This window comes from Vogesella lacus, from assembly GCF_979366295.1.
The window spans coordinates 1-363 of sequence record NZ_CEETQT010000041.1 but is presented as its reverse complement, the minus strand read 5'-3'; the positions used below and the strand labels follow the sequence as shown (position 1 = coordinate 363).

Annotated in this window: 1 protein-coding gene; it reads right to left on the bottom strand. The window is 65.8% G+C overall.

The annotated features are described in order from the left end of the window. On the bottom strand, window positions 1–363 hold a 363-nt coding region (locus ACZ9W6_RS17605; RefSeq protein ID WP_465192490.1), incomplete at both ends, for an AMP-binding protein.

Below are 363 nucleotides of genomic sequence, written 5' to 3'. Positions count from 1 at the left end.
CCCGTCGAACCCGAGGTGTAGATCACATACGCCAGCTGTTCCGGATGCACCGTCACCGCCGGCTTGCTGCCCGGATAGTCCGCATCCGGCACCACATCCACCAGCACCAGCGGGATGTTGGCCGCAGGCAGCTTGTCCACCAGCGCCGAGTGGGTCAGCAGCAGGCTCAGGCCGGCGTCTTCCACCATATGTGCGAGGCGGTCGGCCGGATAGTCCGGATCCAGCGGCACGTAGGCGGCACCGGCTTTGAGAATCGCCAGCAAGCCGACGACCATCTCGATGCTGCGCTCCAGTGCGATGCCGATACGCGCTTCACGGCGGATACCTTGCGCCAGCAATTGATGCGCGAGGCGGTTGGCGCGG